Annotated in this window: 19 protein-coding genes; all 19 read right to left on the bottom strand. The window is 44.4% G+C overall.

Annotation, left to right across the window (positions count from 1 at the left end):
- Window positions 1-27: 27 nt before the first annotated feature.
- On the bottom strand, window positions 28-705 hold the full coding sequence (locus LEP1GSC194_RS07920; RefSeq protein ID WP_017808657.1) for a ribonuclease HII: 678 nt from the start codon (window positions 703-705) through the stop codon (window positions 28-30).
- 6 nt (window positions 706-711) lie between these two features.
- Window positions 712-1,131, bottom strand: coding sequence for a 50S ribosomal protein L19 (gene rplS, locus LEP1GSC194_RS07915; RefSeq protein WP_020773100.1), 420 nt, complete (start codon window positions 1,129-1,131; stop codon window positions 712-714).
- The gene (gene trmD / locus LEP1GSC194_RS07910; RefSeq protein WP_017809576.1) at window positions 1,128-1,796 is read right to left on the bottom strand and encodes a tRNA (guanosine(37)-N1)-methyltransferase TrmD; all 669 of its coding nucleotides are present in this window, start codon (window positions 1,794-1,796) and stop codon (window positions 1,128-1,130) included. Before trmD ends, rplS begins: the two co-directional genes overlap by 4 nt.
- Window positions 1,786-2,316 carry a ribosome maturation factor RimM gene (gene rimM / locus LEP1GSC194_RS07905; protein ID WP_020773135.1) on the bottom strand — a complete coding sequence of 177 codons (531 nt, stop codon included), beginning with the start codon at window positions 2,314-2,316 and terminating at the stop codon, window positions 1,786-1,788. The genes trmD and rimM overlap by 11 nt, the downstream gene beginning before the upstream one ends.
- A complete protein-coding gene (locus LEP1GSC194_RS07900; RefSeq protein WP_000391865.1) occupies window positions 2,309-2,539 on the bottom strand; it encodes a KH domain-containing protein in 231 nt (76 codons plus the stop codon). The genes rimM and LEP1GSC194_RS07900 overlap by 8 nt, the downstream gene beginning before the upstream one ends.
- Window positions 2,539-2,805, bottom strand: coding sequence for a 30S ribosomal protein S16 (rpsP, locus tag LEP1GSC194_RS07895; RefSeq protein WP_020773178.1), 267 nt, complete (start codon window positions 2,803-2,805; stop codon window positions 2,539-2,541). The genes LEP1GSC194_RS07900 and rpsP overlap by 1 nt, the downstream gene beginning before the upstream one ends.
- A 209-nt stretch (window positions 2,806-3,014) precedes the next feature.
- Window positions 3,015-3,662: a ribulose-phosphate 3-epimerase gene (gene rpe, locus LEP1GSC194_RS07890; RefSeq protein WP_020773180.1), complete on the bottom strand. Its 648-nt coding sequence runs from the start codon at window positions 3,660-3,662 to the stop codon at window positions 3,015-3,017.
- Window positions 3,659-4,654 carry a PASTA domain-containing protein gene (locus LEP1GSC194_RS07885; RefSeq protein ID WP_017809573.1) on the bottom strand — a complete coding sequence of 332 codons (996 nt, stop codon included), beginning with the start codon at window positions 4,652-4,654 and terminating at the stop codon, window positions 3,659-3,661. Before LEP1GSC194_RS07885 ends, rpe begins: the two co-directional genes overlap by 4 nt.
- On the bottom strand, window positions 4,651-5,598 hold the full coding sequence (gene fmt / locus LEP1GSC194_RS07880) for a methionyl-tRNA formyltransferase (RefSeq protein WP_020773136.1): 948 nt from the start codon (window positions 5,596-5,598) through the stop codon (window positions 4,651-4,653). The genes LEP1GSC194_RS07885 and fmt overlap by 4 nt, the downstream gene beginning before the upstream one ends.
- A 3-nt stretch (window positions 5,599-5,601) precedes the next feature.
- On the bottom strand, window positions 5,602-7,545 hold the full coding sequence (gene priA / locus LEP1GSC194_RS07875; RefSeq protein WP_020773119.1) for a replication restart helicase PriA: 1,944 nt from the start codon (window positions 7,543-7,545) through the stop codon (window positions 5,602-5,604).
- Entirely contained in the window at window positions 7,542-8,393 is an 852-nt protein-coding gene (locus tag LEP1GSC194_RS07870; RefSeq protein ID WP_020773115.1) for a hypothetical protein, read from the bottom strand. Before LEP1GSC194_RS07870 ends, priA begins: the two co-directional genes overlap by 4 nt.
- Complete coding sequence (locus tag LEP1GSC194_RS07865; protein WP_020773137.1) at window positions 8,386-9,732, bottom strand: sigma-54-dependent transcriptional regulator; 1,347 nt, start codon at window positions 9,730-9,732, stop codon at window positions 8,386-8,388. Before LEP1GSC194_RS07865 ends, LEP1GSC194_RS07870 begins: the two co-directional genes overlap by 8 nt.
- A 6-nt stretch (window positions 9,733-9,738) precedes the next feature.
- Entirely contained in the window at window positions 9,739-11,526 is a 1,788-nt protein-coding gene (locus LEP1GSC194_RS07860) for an LIC_11548 family sensor histidine kinase (RefSeq protein WP_020773160.1), read from the bottom strand.
- Window positions 11,527-11,540: 14 nt separating this feature from the next.
- On the bottom strand, window positions 11,541-11,804 hold the full coding sequence (locus LEP1GSC194_RS07855; RefSeq protein ID WP_020773129.1) for an HPr family phosphocarrier protein: 264 nt from the start codon (window positions 11,802-11,804) through the stop codon (window positions 11,541-11,543).
- Window positions 11,776-12,741 carry an HPr(Ser) kinase/phosphatase gene (hprK, locus tag LEP1GSC194_RS07850; protein WP_036041774.1) on the bottom strand — a complete coding sequence of 322 codons (966 nt, stop codon included), beginning with the start codon at window positions 12,739-12,741 and terminating at the stop codon, window positions 11,776-11,778. Before hprK ends, LEP1GSC194_RS07855 begins: the two co-directional genes overlap by 29 nt.
- Window positions 12,742-12,745: 4 nt before the next feature.
- Complete coding sequence (gene rpoN, locus LEP1GSC194_RS07845; protein ID WP_020773146.1) at window positions 12,746-14,167, bottom strand: RNA polymerase factor sigma-54; 1,422 nt, start codon at window positions 14,165-14,167, stop codon at window positions 12,746-12,748.
- Window positions 14,164-14,889, bottom strand: coding sequence for an LPS export ABC transporter ATP-binding protein (gene lptB / locus LEP1GSC194_RS07840; RefSeq protein ID WP_020773130.1), 726 nt, complete (start codon window positions 14,887-14,889; stop codon window positions 14,164-14,166). Before lptB ends, rpoN begins: the two co-directional genes overlap by 4 nt.
- Window positions 14,890-14,898: 9 nt before the next feature.
- Complete coding sequence (locus tag LEP1GSC194_RS07835; protein ID WP_020773153.1) at window positions 14,899-16,263, bottom strand: LptA/OstA family protein; 1,365 nt, start codon at window positions 16,261-16,263, stop codon at window positions 14,899-14,901.
- Window positions 16,260-16,844: an LPS export ABC transporter periplasmic protein LptC gene (gene lptC / locus LEP1GSC194_RS07830; protein ID WP_020773148.1), complete on the bottom strand. Its 585-nt coding sequence runs from the start codon at window positions 16,842-16,844 to the stop codon at window positions 16,260-16,262. The genes LEP1GSC194_RS07835 and lptC overlap by 4 nt, the downstream gene beginning before the upstream one ends.

Raw genomic sequence — 16,844 nt, 5'->3', positions numbered from 1 at the left:
CCCACCACCCCCGTACAATGATTAGACTTAAGGAAGATGCGGTAGAAATTTTCCGGTAAAACTTCTTCTATGAATATCGGAAAGACCATGACGAAGAATCAGTTCCTCGTGAAGTTTTGTGCCGTATCCTTTGTGTTGGTCGAGTTTATAAACCGGATATTTTTTGGAGACGGAGATCATATAACGGTCTCTACTTACTTTTGCGAGAATCGAAGCCGCCGCTATACTCACGATTCTGAGATCCCCTTTCGTATAAAAAGAGGTTCTATTTTTGAGAAAATTCCATTCCGGATAACGGTTGAAGTTGTAGTTCCCGTCTATCAAAAGTTGAAGTGGATGAGTAGCCTGCGTCGAGCGGATCGCGAGTTTGGCGCATTTTCTAATTCCTTCCAAGACGGCTCGGTTGATTCCTTGTTTGTCTATATAATTGGGACTTAGGAAAGTTCGGTAGGAAATTTGTGCGGTTTTGAGAATTTCGGGATATAACTCTTCTCTTTTTTTCTCGGAAAGCTTTTTGGAATCCGTCAATCCTTTCAGAATTTTTCCTTCCAGGATTTGATTCAGTGTGTTTTCTGAAAAGGAGACCAACGCTACAGAAAGAGGCCCCGCGTAAGGACCTCTTCCGGCTTCATCGATTCCACAAGGAATCGATTCTGAGTAGAACCGGTGTTCTTCCGGTTCAAAACGGGCTAGAAATTCCGGCAAACCGACTTATTCTGCCGGAGCCGCCGGTTTTGCAGCCGCAGCGGACTGTTGTCTTTTTCTATCTTCACTCACGAGAGTTTTACCGCCCTTGAGTTCTTTGATACGAGCCGCTTTTCCTGAGAGATTTCTTAAGTAATAAAGTTTGGCTCTTCTTACTTTTCCTTTGCGGATCAGTTCGATTTTAGCGATTCTTGGGGAAAAAAGAGGGAAAATTCTTTCCACTCCGATATCGTAGGAAACCCGGCGAACCGTAAAGGTTCTTCCGTTCGCTTCGTTTGCGATGGAAATTACGACTCCTTCGTAAACCTGAACTCTTTCCTTTCCGGACTCAACGATTTTATAATGTATTTTAACGGTATCTCCTACCGCAAAATTTTGTTTTCTTTCAGCGTCCTGAGTTAATACTTCTCTTAAAAGTTGATTCATAATTTCCTCTTTTGATCGGGGTCGATCTTCTTTCTATTTTGTTCCCTCCACGCTTCTATATGTGCGTGGTTGCCGCTAAGCAATATTTCAGGAACTTTCCATCCATTGTATTCCGAGGGTTTTGTAAACTGCGGATATTCCAAAACATCCGGACGGTTGTGAGACTCATCCAGGAGGCTTTCCCCCGCTCCTAAAAAACCCGGCAGAAGTCTGGACACGGCATCCGCTATACAAATGCTTGCCAAATCCCCGGCAGATAATACATAATTTCCAAGGGACATTTCCATGTCAACCAGATGTTCTGCGACGCGATGATCCACTCCTTCATAATAACCCGAAATGAAAGTCAGAGGTTTTCCCGCCTCTTTGAGTTTGGTTGCAATTCCTTGGTGGAAAGGAATTCCGGACGGAGAAGTCAAAATTACGGTTCCCTTGTCTTTTCCCAAAGACAAAAGGGCTTTGTGAATCGGTTCCACTCTGAGAAGCATTCCGGGACCGCCTCCGTAGATCGTGTCGTCGACTCGATTGTGTTTATTCCCTGAGAAATTTCTTAACTGGACTATGTTTACGGAGAATACTCCGGACTCGATCGCTTTTTGTTGGAGTCCTTCCGTAAAGTAGGATTGGATTTTTTCGGGAAAGAGTGTGATGAAATTAAATTTCATTCCAAACCTCTGGTTGAATCAAAACGATCGTCTTTTTTGCAACGTCGATCTCACCTACAAAAACGTGGATGAACGGGATCAGGACTTCCTCTCCGTCCGATTTTACAAAGGTGAGAATGGAATGCGCCGGATTATCCTGCACTTCGATCAGTTTCCAATCCAGATTTTTTCCCGACTCGTCGATCGCTTGTAAACCGATCAGATCGGTGATATAAAACTCATCCTTGGTTTTGATTTTGGGAAGAAGGTTTTGCGGTAAAAAAAGAATTCCTCCGATCCACTTCTCCGCTTCGTCCGGAGTGGAAACTCCTTCGAAACGAACGACGAATTTTCCGCTATGAGGACGGATTTCTAAAAGAGTGATTTCTTTTGCCGGAAAAGTAGGATCCGGCTTTTTCAGCTTTAAGGAAATGGGAAGTTTAAGCTCGGTAAGAACGGATTCTCGAACATTGAAACGAAGCCAACCTTTGATTCCAAAGGGTTTGCCCAATTGTCCGAGCGAGATCCATTCTTCAGTCAATGATTTCTAAGGAGAAGTTTTTTCCTGCTTTTACGGAAGCCGCAGTAAGAATGGCTCGCAGGGATTTTGCAATACGACCGTTCTTACCGATGACCTTTCCCACGTCTTTCGGGGAAACTCTGAGTTCGATGATGTTTTGTTCTTCTCCTTCGATTTCCCGAATTACGATTTCTTCCGGAAATTCAACGAGAGAAGCAACAATGTACTTCAGTAATTCTTCCATTACTTTTTAAGAGCGGTTTTGTATTCTGCCCAGATTCCTGCGCTTTTAAACAGGTTCAGAACGGTTCCGGTAGGTTGAGCCCCGTTTTTCAGCCAGGTAAGAACTTTTTCTTTATTGAATGTAGTCTGTTCTTTGATTTGCGCCGGATGATAATGACCCACGATATCCACAAACTTCCCGTCTCTAGGAGCTCTGCTATCGGCTGCAACAATTCTATAATGAGGATCGTGTTTGGTTCCGGTTCTTTGTAATCTAAGCTTTACCAAGGGATATTTTTCCTTTTAACCCATTCTAATTTTTCGGATTTTATAACGTTCGAAAAAAAGAATGCATGATTTTTACCAATATCGTGCAATATGTCCCTCTGTCAAGAAATGATCCGACAGAATCGGCATTACAAAAATCGCAATTCAAAATGTGGGAACTCCCCACAAAACAAATTACTCGTCTGAGAATTCGATGAATACGGAATCACCTAAATCCGAGCCAAAGACTTGAGATTTTTTGCGTTGTCTACGGGGTTCCCCGATTTATACAATCCGGCGCCGACCACGACGATATCCACTCCGTTTTTCTTTAAGTCTTGGATGTTGGTATCGTTGACACCTCCATCGACTTCAAGCTCGATCGGTCTGGAACCGATTAACTCTTTCGCTTTCCGGATTTTTTCCATTCCGTTTGCGATGAACTTTTGTCCGTAAAATCCGGGTTCCACGGTCATGAGAAGAATCAGATCCACATAAGGCAGTACGTTTTCCAAAGAAGAGACGGGGGTTCCGGGATTGATGGAAACACCCACTTTGGTTCCGTGGCTTTTGATTTCCTGCGCCAGACGCACCGGAAAGTCGGTCGTTTCGATATGAAACGTGATACAGTAAGGATTCAGTTCGTAGTATTTGGATACGTGGTTTTCCGGTTTGGAAACCATAAGATGAACGTCTAACGGAATCAAGGTCAGAGCCTTTACTTCCTTGCTCAGAGCCTCTCCAAAACTGATCTGAGGCACGAAGTTTCCGTCCATCACATCCATATGCATCAGATCGATCGCCTTAGGATCGTAATGCGGAACGGTACTTCCCAGTTCGGTCAGTTTAGTCGCTAGGATCGATGCGGAAATTTTCAAAGCTCGTTCTCGTAGGATTTGGATTTTACTTTGGAATCGGATGCGTCCAAAAGCGTCAGCTTTGCATTTCCTTTCCGATAAAATACGGTTTGAAATTTTTCACCGTCTTTGAGAGCAACCGGTAACGTCAAAATATCCGCCTCTTCCTGATTGGGAGATTTTAGAACCGCTTTGTAATTTCCATCGTTTCCGACTTCGTAAGAAAACATTTCGTAACCGCTTTCCACCGCGAGCTCCGGTTCGAAGTAATAAACCTTAAAACGAACCTCGTCACCTTCCAGTCTCGCGGAGGAGACGAGCCCGTTTTCAGAACGAACTCGTGTGTTGACGATTTCTTCCACTCTGTTTTTGATTCCGGAACGAGTTAAACTTTTTTGAACAAGAGGAAAGGAAGCTCCTTGGAAAGAGACAGGCGAAAATTCTTCCTTATTTTTGCTCGGCGCCTTAGTCACGAGTAAGAATACTTTTTCTCTTGAGGAAGTATTCTTTCCGGGCTCGGGGATTTGATCGATCACCGTATTCGGAAGTTGATCCGCTTGCGGTTCGATATATGTGATTCCACCGATGAACATTTCCACATACGTTTCTCCGGAAAGAACTTTCTGAAGATTCGCTTTTGCGGAATCGATGGATTGACCTCTTACGTCGGGAACGATCAGACGATCGATTCCGGTGTTGACGGTCAGAACGATCTTACTTCCCGCTTCGATTTCTCTTCCGGGACGAATGGATTGATAAAGAATGATTCCGTCCGTTTTGTCCGGATAACGTTTGTTTTCCAGACGCACTTTCAATTGTAGACGACCTAATTCGTTGTGAACCTCGGGATAGGATTTTCCAATCAGGTCCGGAACGATGACCTTTGCCGTACTTTTCGTTCTTACGAATACGATTGAGAACGCAGCGCTAAAAAATAAAAGAAGACCAGCCGCTAAGAATAAGACGTAACCTCCGATCGGAAGATACTTTTCCTTGATTTGTTCCTGATTCACCCGAATATTTCCCCTTCTTGGATTCTGAAACCGTTGAGAAAATCGGATGCAGACATCCTGTTCTTATTTTCCGGTTGTAATTCCAGAATTTCCAGAAATCTACCATCACCACACTGCGTAAGAAGGCCTTTTTTGTCCAACCGTTTCAATTTGCCCGGTCGGCCATTCGATTCGGCAGCCAAGGAAGAATGTCTCGCTTTCAAAATGCCGATCCGTTTCTCCCGAAACGTCGTCGTTCCAACCGCGTCCGGATAAAGAGCGCGAATCCGATTGTGAAGTTCATCCGCGCTTCGGCTCCAATCCAAGATTCTATCCTCCGATTTGATTTTACCGCAGTATGTGGCTTTAGAATGATCCTGCGGCTGTGCGGCAAACGGTTTTCCGTCATACTCTTTCAGCAACCGAAGGATGGATATAATTCCGGCGTCTGTGATTTTATCCATCAAAGTTCCGGTATCATCGTCATCCGTGATCTCGACTTCTTTGGAAAGAAGTATATCCCCTTCGTCCATCTTCTCGCCGATGTATTGGATCGTGATTCCCGATGTCGCATAACCTTTCCAAAGTGCGGTTTGAACGGGAGAGGCTCCGCGCAAATCCGGCAGCAAAGACCCGTGTAAGTTGATCGAAGTCAAAGGCGCGTGCGCGTAAACTTCTTTAGGAAGAATGGAACCATAGGCGAAGACCACATAAAGATCCGCCGGAAAGGAACCGAAATCGGAAAGCGCCTTTTCTTTTTCCTTTTTGATCGATTCGTACTGAAAGACGGGAAGGTTGTTTTCGAGGGCTACCTTTTTTACGGGACCCGCTTCGGGTGTTTTACTCCGACCCTTAGGACGGTCGGGGTTGGTGACTACGAACAATACTTCCGCAAGCCCCGAGTTTATCAGCGCTTTTAAAAGTTTTGCGGAATGTTCCGGGGTTCCAAAGTATCCGATTTTCATGTCTTATACCAAATCCAAAGGATCGAAGTCGATTTCCAAATACACTTTTTTGGAAAGTTTCAGAGGACGAACTTCTTTTTTAAAAATTTCTCTCCAAGTACCCGGAGCAGAAGTTTTAAGTATGATATGATTTCTGAAATTGGAATCGATTCTATAAAAAGGACAAGGCGCAGGGCCAAGCAGAACCGTATCCTTCGAAGGAAAGAATTTTTTGAGAACTCCGAATACGAGTTCGATCGTTTCCAAAGAAATCTTTTCGTCTTTGGATCTGGAAACGATTCGCACAAGTCTGGAAAACGGAGGATAAAAAAGTTCCTTTCGAACCGGAATTTCAGATTCATAAAATTGAATGTAGTTTTGACTCGTCGCCATTTGGATTACAGGATGATCGGGAGCGTTTGTTTCGATCAAAACCTCTCCTTTGAGTTTGGATCGCCCCGCCCTTCCCGCAACCTGAGTCAAAAGAGAAAACACTCTTTCGTTGGCGCGAAAGTCCGGAAGTCCCAACCCGATTCCGGCATTTAAAACGCCGACTAACGTCACTTGAGACGCATCGAGTCCTTTGGCGATCATCTGCGTTCCGGTTAAAATGTCTATCTCTCCTCCAAGCAATCGGGAGATGACTTCGTTTAACAAACTTCGATCCTGGATCGAATCCTGATCCAACCTTTCCACTCTCGTTTGCGGAAAGGCTTCCAAAAGATTCTCTTCCAACTTTTGCGTTCCCGTGCCTTTCAAAGTCAGACTTTCCCCCATTCTTTTTTCCAAAGAATCCAGGGTTTCCGTATGTCCGCAGAGATGGCAGATCGCCGTTCCTTTTTTATGATAACAAAGATTGGTCGTACAGTTCGGACAGGGAACGTAGGCAGAAGTGGAAGGGGAATAGATGAGGGGACTGTATCCCCTTCGATTTAAAAGAAGTATCACCTGTTCTTTTTTATCCAGTCTTTGTTTGATCGCAAAGGAAAGTTCCGAGCTAAGAACGTTAGACTCCTTTTGATTCTCCACGATTCGTACCGTGGGCGGAAGAACTCCTTCCGGTCTTTTGGTAAGAGTGTGTAGACGAATCTTTCCCTCCTTGGCGAGGTGATAGATTTCCAAGGAAGGCGTGGCGGTTCCCATCACGAGAACCGCGTTGTTCGTCTTGCATCTCTGTAGAGCGACCTGCCTTGCGTGATATCTCGGACTGGAATGTTCCTTAAAGGAAGAATCATGATCCTCGTCTATGATGACGAGCCCCAAATTGGAAACGGGAGCGAACACCGCGCTTCTCGTTCCGACCGCGATTCTTTTTTTACCGGTAAGAAGTTCGTTGTATGCCTTGAACTTTTCGGAAACCTTCAAAGCGGAATGGAGCACGGCAAGTTGCCCTGGAAAGATCAGTTCCAACTTTCGAATAATATGAAATGTTAAACTGATTTCCGGCACGAGTAAAATCACGGAACGATTCGGAATTTCGAGGGCTTTCTGGATGAGATGGATGTAAACTTCCGTTTTTCCAGATCCGGTAATCCCGAATAAAAGATGAACCGCGGCGCTCCCGAACGTGGAAAGAATGTTTTGAGTTGCGACTTCCTGTTCCTCGTTTAACTTGACCGGCTTACCTTCGGCGTCCGAGGGAAAGGTTTCGAGTTTGACCTGTCTTCTTCCGGCGGGAATCATCTTATAGATGCATTCCCCCAGAGAAGCGATGTATTGATCCTTCATCCAATGTGCAAGGTCGATTTGCTCTTGGAGAACGATCGGAGTTTTATCGATGATTTTTTCCACAGGAAGAACTTTGTAATTCGGTTCATTCTGATGAACGGAAACGATGATCCCCTCTTCTTCCCGATTTCTGAGTTTGACTAAAACTCGAACTCCGATCGGCGTTCCTTGTACAACCTCGTATGTAAACGTGTCCTCTTCAATCGGAAGATCGAACGCAACTTCAGCGTAATAGATCAAAGCACATCCTTGAGTTTATCTTGAAAGAGGGCCAATTGGGAAAGAATACTTTCTTTGATTGTAATCTCTTCTTTTTTGATCGTTTCGAATTCGAAAGAATCTTTGGAGCCCGTGAAATTTTTGCGTTTGGTTTCGACCGCGGAGATCGCTTCGGGAGATCTTAGAACGATCATGGGAATTCCCGGAAGGAAGTCCAAAGTTCTTCCCATCATCTCGAGCGCTTTTTCCTTTCCATAAACGGCGATCGCGCTCGTTCCCAAAAGAATGATTCCTTTGATCTTTTCGGAATCGATGGTCTCCTTAACTTGAACCTCGCATTTTTCCGTTCTCAATTTCCAGTCTTGTGCGTTCGACTTGGAATGAGCGAAAATACAAGCGGGATATTCCTGATAATAAAATTCCCTGTGACCGAATCCGAATTGTTTTTGAATCATTCTTCCGAAAAGTTCCTCGGCTTCCTTGGTCCTAAAAATCTGATCCGGAGAGGTTTTGGAAAACGAGGGCCTTCCCGGCGCGATTTCTCCCGTATAATGAAGTACTAATATAGGTTTTCTTCCTTTGACGAGGAAATTTCGAATCGCACTGATTCGATCGACGCATAGTTTACAGACGAAATTCCTTTCCGCAACACGAGGCGATCTTCGAACCTGAATTCCTTCCGCTTCCAATTCAAGATCGTCGGATTGTATGCCGGACAAAGCCGGGCTCCATTCCTCTTTCCAAACGAGTTCGGTCGTCTCCGGAGGCCGTTCTCCCGAAAGTTGCAGGATGGGAATCTGTTTTTTTTGAATCAGAAAACGGAGATCCCCCAGAATTCTTCCGATGCCCGTGAGAATTTGTTTATCCATCCGTGTATTGATCCGATGAAATGTTAAGCGACTTCATTTTTCTGTACAAATGGGAACGTTCGATTCCGAGAACGCGGGAAGTTCTGGTTACGTTACCTTCGTTAGTTTGTAACGTTTTTATAATATACTGTCTTTCGAATTCTTCCTTCGCCTTTCTAAAGTCTCCGAGTTCCACCATCTCGTTGGCGGTTTTAAATCCTTTGAGTGCGTCTTTTGCGTCGCTTGCGGTAATCATAGCGCCGACCGTCATGATACAAAGCCTTTCCATCACGTTTTTCAATTCCCGAATGTTTCCAGGCCAGAAGTGGTTCTGAAGAATGGAAACCGCTTCCGATTCGATTTTTTTAGAGGGTAAGTTGTTTTCCTCCAAGGTTTTGGAAATATAATAATCTATGAGTAACGGAATATCCGAGGTCCTTTCTCTAAGAGGCGGGATCGTGATCGGAATCACGTTCAATCGATAGTATAAATCCTCTCTAAACTTTCCGTCCCTGATCGCCTCCTCCACCGGAATATTGGTCGCGGCGATGATTCGAACGTCCACCGTAATCGTTTCGGTGCTCCCTAATTTTTCGAATCTCTGTTCTTGCAAGATTCGTAATACTTTTGCCTGTGTAGATAAGGACATATCGCAGATTTCGTCTAAAAATAAGGTCCCTCCGTTGGCGGCCTCGAACTTTCCGATCCTGGAATCGGTCGCACCCGTAAAGGCGCCTTTGGTAAATCCGAACAACTCTGATTCGATGAGTTCTTCCGGAATCGCCGCGCAGTTCATCTCCACGAAGGGCAGCTCCTTTCGTTTAGAATTTTTGAATATAGTTTTCGCCACCAGCTCCTTTCCGGTTCCGTTTTCTCCGTAGATAAAAACGCGGGCGTTCGTGGAGGCGGCTTGTGCGATCGCAAACTTCACCTTTTGAATCGCCGGAGAGTTTCCAAGTATTTCATCATATTCTAATTTAATATCGGAAGCGGTCGTTTTCTGGTGCGGTTTTAAAACGTGTTCGATCGCCTGTAAGACTTTTTCGATCGAAAGCGGTTTTTCTAAAAAATCAACCGCTCCTTTTTTTGTCGCGGTCACGGCGATTTCAATCGTCCCGTGTCCGGAGATCATGAGCACGGGAAGAGTCGGATAGATCTTTTTACATTCGTCCAAAACGACAATTCCGTCCTCTTTACCCAACCAGACGTCCAAAAGAATCAAAGAAGGCCTTTCGTTTTTGAGTTGTTTGAGTAAACTTTTGCCGGTGGAAAAAGTTTCCACTTCGAAATTTTCGTCCTCTAAAATTTCCTTCAGGGATTTTCTGATTTCGGGCTCGTCGTCTGTGATAAAAATTTTCATAATCGGTTAGGATACGGGAAGTTCAATTTGGAAACGACAGCCGCCCATACTGGAAGAATCTACGGATATATGCCCGTTGTGGTCAATCACACTTTTCTGAACGATCGCCAAACCGATCCCGGAGGTGTTGTTGTTTTTAGTCGAGTAATACGGTTCGAAAACTTTTTGTTTTAATTCCGGTGAAATTCCGATTCCGTTGTCTTCGACCGAAATCAATGCGACCTTTCTCATAATCTTTCTCGTAAGATTCGCCGAGATCAAAATCGAACCCGTATAATCCGGCATGTTCTCTTTTTCCCGTTTTCGTTCTATGGCCTCGATGGAGTTTTTGATGAGATTGGTGAGAACTCTCAGGATGATTTTTTGATCGAGAAACAACTGGGGAAATCCTTTTGCGATGCTTGTGACGATCCTAAGTTTCGGAGTATGTTCGAACAACTTCACCGCTTCGAGGACGATCGGTTCCAAATTTTGATTGATGAGTTTCGGAGTCGGCATACGGGCGAAATCGGAGAACTCGTTTACGAGATGTTCCAATACGCGAACCTGTTTGATGATCGTATCCGTTCCCGTGGAAACGATCTCCCGAAATTGTTCTATGTTTTCCGATTTCATCTTTCTGCGAATTCTTTCCGCGGAAAGTTGAATCGGAGTCAGCGGGTTTTTGATTTCGTGCGCCATTCTCTGTGCGACTTCCTTCCACGCTGCGATCCTTTGACTTTGCATGAGTTCCGCGTTTTTGGATTTTAAATCCCGAACCATCTCATTGAAAGAGTCGATCAGCGCGCCGATCTCACCGGCTTCTCTGATTTCAAGATTGATATCCGTATCCCCCATGGAAATTTTTTGAGTCGCGTTTGCCAGCTCTATGATCGGCCTCGAAATTTTTCTCGCAAAAAGAAGGGAAAAATAAATCGCAAGAAGGAAAATGGATACGGTGATGATGCTGAACGTTAGACGAATTCGATACGGAAGTTTTTCCTTGGTTAAATCGGCGCGGTCGTAGTTCCTTCTCGTGGAAATCACCGAATACACGTTCCTTTCCTTTTCCTTATGAATTCTAATTCCGGTTTGAAGATTATAATTTCCCACCGGAAACGGAACTCGAATAAAATACATACAATAATCGGGACGATAACTCGAAAATTCCTTCCAGTTGGAAGTTTTTGAAAAAGCCTTAAAATTTTTTTCCGAGGGTTTATATTTCAAAGCCCGATTTTCCAAAACGGGCTTATCGTTTTCGTAAATCCCGACGTAAAACTCGTCGTTTTGAATCAGATTGAGTTTGGAGGCGCCGGCGACCAAAGATTCCAAGTTGAGGGGTTGTATTCTTAAAAAACTTTCCAGGAGTCTGGTTTTTTCCACAAGCAGCTTTTTTTTGGGTTTTTCATCGTTCACGATCAGAATTTCGCCGGAGGAAAGGGCCTCTTCTATATCGATTCCGTAGAATCTTTCGTAGAGTTTTCCCGTGACGTTGGAGGAAAGAAAAAGAATGGGAAGCGAAGGAAGAAGCGCCACAAAGATGAACGATAACGTTAGACGATATCGAATCGAACTTTTGAGCCTTCCCGTTTCCAGATTGCGTTTGTTCCGATAAAAGTAGGAGATGAGAAGAGAAAGGGAAAAAAGGGGAATAAAAAAGAAGATATAAACGACGATCCTATCCAAAAATCCTATATCGTCCGATATGTTCCCCCCCGAAAATTGGATCATCTCGGCGAGGATCACGGAGAGTAGAATGATCAAACCTAAGATGAGTAAGTCTCTTAAATAATATCTTGTTTCATCGTTCATCGGGTTCGAATTTGTTAAACGAAATCGTTCTTTACGATGTTGCTTAGCGCCTCCAGTGCCTCTTCTTCCTTTTCACCTTCGACCTGAATTTTAAATTCGTTTCCGGGCGCGAGCGCGAGCATCATAAGTCCCATGATGCTTTTTCCGTTTACGACGACGTCGTCTTTGACGACCGTGATTTCGCAGGGAAACTTGGACGCGCAGTTCACAAAAACGGAAGCGGGCCTTGCGTGCATTCCGGTTCCGTTTTCATTGATTTTGAGGAGGATTTCTTTCAACTTTACCCTGCTGTAAGTGCTGACTTAGTTTTTGATTGAATTCTTGCGCGGCGTTTTTACCGAGTTTACGCAGACGTTGATTCATCGCTGCGGTTTCCACTATGATCGGAATGTTCCTTCCCGGCCTGACAGGAACTCGAATGAGGGGAATCTGAACGCCCAAAAGTTCTTCGGTCGGATTATCAAGACCCGTTCTATCGAAATTCTTATCCTCGGTCCATTCTTCCAGATGAATGATGAGTTCTATGAGTTTATGATCCCTTACCGAGCCGATCCCGAAGATATCTTTAATATTCAAAATTCCTAATCCACGGATTTCCATATGATGTCTTAGCAAATCCGAACAGGTTCCGATGAGATAACTTTCGGAAAGCCTTCGGATCTCCACCATATCGTCGGCAACGAGGCGGTGTCCCCTTTCTATGAGTTCGAGCGCCGTTTCGCTTTTTCCCACTCCGCTTTTTCCGGAGAGAAGAATGCCGATCCCGAAAACTTCGATCAAAACTCCGTGCCTCATGGTTCTTGGGGCCAGACTTCGATCCAAAATTCCGGAGATAAGAGTGATGAATTTATGAGTGGAAACGTCGGAGATCATGAGAGGGATTCCGAGTTTTTCGCAATTTTCCATGAAAATCGGAGGCGGCATGTTACCGTGCGTGAAGATGATACAATTCAGATGAAAGCTGAAAAAATCGGCGGCGATTTTTTTTAAATCTTCCGGAGCTCTGGAAGTGATATAAGCCCATTCTCCTTTCCCGAAAATCTGAATCCTGTCGTGTGCAAAACTTTCGTAAAATCCGGTAAGAGAAAGTCCGGGACGATTGATCTCGGACATGTTGATTCGATTGGTAAGTCCTTTTTCACCGGCGAGCAAACGCAGACCTAACTCTTCGTGTTCGTTTAGAATATTGGAAACGTTGATTCCCGGCATAGACATGGAATTACCTGGACTCCAAAGACTTGACTTTTTTTCTCTGACTGGATGGAAGAATTTTCAAGATATTTCTGTATTTAGCCACCGTTCTTCTTGCGATTTCGATCCCTTGTCTGCCGATTGCCTCCACGATTTCCTGGTCGGAAAGAGGATTGTCGGCTTGTTCTTCCTTGACTATATTTCGGATGAGATCGTGGATCTTTTTGGAGGATTCGATCCCGCCTTCCGCGGAACGGACCCCTGAAGAAAAAAACCATTTCAATTCCATAATTCCCCGGGACGTTTGAACGTATTTGTTGGAAGTGATTCTGGAAATCGTAGACTCGTGCATTTCCAATTTTTCGGCGATGTCTTTGAGCGTAAGAGGTTTGATATGTTGAATTCCTTTTTGAAAGAACGCGGTCTGCATTTCTATGATGGCGGAAGTAACTTTGAACAGTGTTTGTCTTCTCTGATTTACGGAGCGGATCAACCATTCTGCGGAGCCGAGCTTTGTCGCGATGTATTCTTTGTCGTTTTCCTTTGCGTTTTTTAGAATATTCTTATATTCTTTATTGATCTTGAGCCGGGGAATCCATTCGTCGTTGATGTAGATATCGAACTCTCCGTCGACCTCGCGGACGATCACGTCCGGGATCACGTAATCGGGTTTGTTCGATGTGTATAACGTGGCCGGATAAGGCTCCAGTTTTTTGATTTCGGACGCGAGCGATTCCACCGTTTCCAGGGATATTTCCATCTTTTTGGAAATCGTTTTGTAATCCAGTTTTTCCAGATCCTTGATATGATCTTTGACGAGAGCGTGCAGTTTTTGATCGCCCGGTTTTACGATCTTCGCCTGAATGAGAAGGGTTTCCTGAACGTCTTTGGCGCCGATTCCGATCGGGTCAAGCCTATGAATCTGATCCAAAACCTTACGCACTTTTTTTTCGTTCAGCTTCATCTCCGAGCAAAGATCCGGAATCGGAATCGGAATAAATCCGTGATCGTCGAGCATGGAAATCAGGATTTCTCCGATGGAAATTTCATCCGGCTTTAAATTGGAAAGTCGGAGCTGCCAAAGAAGGTGTTCCGACAAGGAACTTTTTTCGGGGGAAGATTCAATGTATTTTTGATTTCGATCCGACGCGTCCGAACCCGCGCTGCCCGCCTTGTCCAAGGAAAAATTATCCTGCCAAGTAACGTCCGAATTTTTGATAAAATCGTTCTTCTCTTTTCTTCTTAAATCGTCCCTGCTGTAGAGTTCGGGGGTTCGATTTCTTTCGGAAACGTATTCTTCTTCGAGCATCGGGTTTTCCACAAGTTCGGAATTGATACGATCGGAAAGTTCCAAAGTGGACAGGGGTAAAAGTTCAATGGACTGTCTTAAGTCCTGGGTCATCACCAGTTTTTGCGTTTGTTTTTGAACCAGCGATTGACTGAGATTCACAGCGTAAAGTCCTCGCCCAAATAAATTCTTCTGGTTTCGGGATCGTTGACAAGATCGTGGGTCGAACCGGAGATCAAAATTCTTCCGCTGTACATGATATATGCACGATCCGTAATCTTCAAAGTTTCGCGTACGTTGTGATCCGTGATCAGAATTCCGAGTCCTCTTTCCTTCAGGGACTGAATCACCGTTTGGATGTCTTTTACGGCGATCGGGTCCACTCCGGCAAACGGTTCGTCCAAAAGGATAAAATCCGGATTGGTGACAAGGGCCCTTGCGATCTCGCAACGTCTTCTTTCCCCACCCGAAAGAGTATAACCTTTTTGATTGGCGACTCTCATAATCTGAAGCTCGATCAGAAGTTCGTCTCTTCGTTTTATAATTTCGGGTCTGGAAAGATTCATCGTTTCCAAAATCGCTTCCAGATTTTCCGCAACGGTCAACTTGCGAAAGATGGAGGCTTCCTGTGCGAGATAACCGACTCCGAGTCTCGCGCGGATATGCATCGGAGATTCGGTCACGTCTTGTCCGTCAATGTAAACCTTACCGGAATCGGGTCTTACGAAACCCACGGACATATAAAAAGAGGTCGTCTTACCGGCTCCGTTCGGACCTAAGAGTCCGACCACTTCTCCCTTTTTGATATTGAAGCTGGCTCCGTCTACGACCTTTCTTTTGTTGTAGACCTTGATCAGGTTATCCATTCGAAAGGTTTTGCTCATATACTTAGATTACTTTCCGGGATCGATTCCGTCGGTCAAAAGGGCTCGACCTTCTCTCGGAAAGAATATTATCTTTCCTGCATGAATGTCTCTGCCGTTTTTTTTCAGAGTCGGATTTCCCTCAAGATACAGTTTTTCCTCTTTTTCATAATAAGTGGCGTATTCTCCCGTTGCGGAAGAATCCTTTCCTTCTATAAGAACGTTTCCTCGAATTACGGTTTCATTCTTATCCATAAACCGTTCGAACTCTACGGCCGTCATCGTACTAGTAACCGCTTCCGTTTTTTTGTCTAAAAAATCTATCTTTCCGGAATCGGTCAAATGAATGTACTGATCGTTTTTAAAGTAGTCAAGGATATTCCCGGAAAGGATCAATGCGTTTTCTCTGTCGTGGACGGTGATTTGATTTCTGGCTTCGATCTTAGAAGAATTTTTTCCGTAACTCGTCAACTTTTCGGCGTTCATTTTCAGGTTACGGCGATAGATGGTGGCGTTTCCGTACAAACCGATTCTGGTTTCTCCGTTTTCATCCTTATCGCTCACAAGTCGATCTCCTTTGAAGATGGAAACTCTCGTAACTTCCTTTTTGATCTTTTCTTCCGCCGAATCTTTTTTGTCCTTATTTTCCACGGCTTCCTTTTCGGTATAATTTTGAAAAAGAATACTTTCTCCGTTTAACTCCACTTTGTTGGCGTTCGTATAAAACGTGAGTTGTTTTCCGGTAAGATAACGATCTTTTGCGATGAGAATCGGATCTGGATCGGTGGTGATCTTATCGGCATCCTCCTCAAAAACCGCTTCCTTACAAAGAATGGTGATTTGCGGATGGGCGATGATCACGTTTTCCTTTAAGAGAGTCGTTTTATTCGCAAGATTTCTTTCGATAAACGTAGCGGAGATGACCGTTTTGACTCCGCTCTTATCCGTGTGAAAAAGTCTGGGACGAACTTTGATAATTACCTTTTCTTCGAATTTATCGTATTCTCCGACTCCAGCGCGAAGAGTCACTCCGTTGTCTCCGTCTTGAATGAAAACCCCGCCCCGTAAAAATCCTTTGAACGCGTCCTTACCGTAGATTTCGATCTGGTTTGCGGAAAGTTTCACCTTCTTGTGTTGAATCCAAGCGCCTCCGTCCAAGAGAAAGGCGGTCACTTTCAAACCGGAAATCGTCTTATCTTCCTGGGTTAAGGAAGATCCTCCCCAAAGGGTCGGAAAGTTCGGAGTAGTGTTTTTCTTTTCGGGATTTTCCGGAAGGACGTTCACGAACTTCCTGTCGGCGGTTTCGTTCCCCACGGGAATAGGAGGTTTTACATTTCCATAATATGGAAAAAGCGTAATGCAGCTAAAAAGAATAACGAGAATTTTACGAATCATGGAGATCCGACCGATTTCAAAGGATTGGTCCCGCCTTGTGTGATCGCCGTCGGCCTCAGGATCGTAAATTTATTCAAGTCCTTATCCGCCCTAAGTCCGATTCCGCGGATCGTAGTTCCGTCCGAACTTACCGTCACTTCCGAATCCGAGAACAACTTTTTCGTATCCATGTTGTACTCCATCGTCTTTGCGGTGAGAATTTTGTCGTCGTCGGTTCTTAAAAAAATATTACCTTCCAAAAGCATCAATCTCGTCTTATGGTTGATTTCGCCTTTTTCGGCCAAGAGTTTGGATTTGAACTTTCCGCCTTCATATTGATCGAAATCGATTTTGTAAAAGGTGGTCTTATTTTCGTTTACGTAAACGTAGGATTCTTCCGCCCGGAGCTCCCACTGAAGCTGACCGTTTACGTCGTAGGCTTCCCTTTTGAAATTTCGAATCGAAATCGAGGAGCCGCTTTCTTTTTCCTTCTCCACTCTTTCGTAATTTACTTTTTTACAATTTTCGAATGTGTTTAGGAAAAATCCGCAAACAATCGAAAGGACAAGGATCCGAATCCGATTGTTTTTTGTATTTTTCAT

The organism is Leptospira alstonii serovar Sichuan str. 79601 (assembly GCF_000347175.1).
Taxonomy (GTDB): Bacteria; Spirochaetota; Leptospiria; order Leptospirales; family Leptospiraceae; genus Leptospira; species Leptospira alstonii.
This window is presented reverse-complemented; position numbering and strand designations above follow the sequence as displayed.